A 745-nucleotide genomic window follows, 5' to 3' on the forward strand; every position below is an offset into this window, starting at 1 on the left:
CCACAAATCCGACCGCGCTGGCGAGTCGGGGGTTGACGGGAGGATGGAAGGTGATAGAAGTATTGAAAGCGCGCTGAGTCGGTCGGATTGGGTGTGCTGAGACGTTAGCCTGAAAATATCCTCTGTGCGTTGACGAAGGGGCATTCATTCCCGAGTCGGACTCCGAGTGAACGACAACCAAACGGCGATGGAATACGAAAGACCCAGTCTTGCGCAAATTCAAGGAGCGAGGATCGAGCGTTTAGCGCTTTCACTAGCAGGAGGGAGGGTCACGGAGGGGCGGATTCGGACCACTATCACTACCGAGGTTAGGGATACGGATGAGCAGAAGGAGGTGCTTAGGCTGGTTATTGAGCGGGCTAGCGTTCTTGTTCGTGAACAGAAGCGGCGTTACTTGATACTTGGAGCGATTTGGATTCTTGTTGGTGCAGTTCCCCTGATTGTTGGGCTGATTTTCACCCGAGGTTCTTTGCTGGTTCTTACTGCTGGTCCAATTGCATACGGAGTCTATCTTGTCACAAGGAAAGGGAACGACCCCAAAGAATTCGACGAGCTGGGCTAACAATGCGCAGCACCACAAATCCGACCGCGCTGGCGAGTCGGAGGTTGACGGGAGGAGGGAGTGTGGTAGAAGTAGCGAAAGTGCGCTGAGTCGGTCGGATTGGGTGTGCTTGAACGTTCGCTTAGAATCGTATTATTAGGACGATTTTTTCAGCTTTGACGAGACAGTGGAACGTTGGATTTA

The 745-nt window shown here is 52.8% G+C and carries 1 protein-coding gene; it reads left to right on the plus strand.

Features of this window, described 5'->3' with window-relative positions:
- The first annotated feature begins 187 nt into the window (after positions 1 to 187).
- Positions 188 to 562, plus strand: coding sequence for a hypothetical protein (locus IE099_RS20645; RefSeq protein ID WP_189574759.1), 375 nt, complete (start codon positions 188 to 190; stop codon positions 560 to 562).
- Positions 563 to 745 lie beyond the last annotated feature (183 nt).

This window comes from Roseibacillus persicicus (genome assembly GCF_014651675.1).
GTDB lineage: Bacteria > Verrucomicrobiota > Verrucomicrobiia > Verrucomicrobiales > Akkermansiaceae > Roseibacillus > Roseibacillus persicicus.

Excerpts from the sequence above, each read along its gene's own strand:
- IE099_RS20645 (WP_189574759.1), top strand. The coding sequence starts at position 188 with ATGGAATACGAAAGACCCAGTCTTGCGCAAATTCAAGGAGCGAGGATC.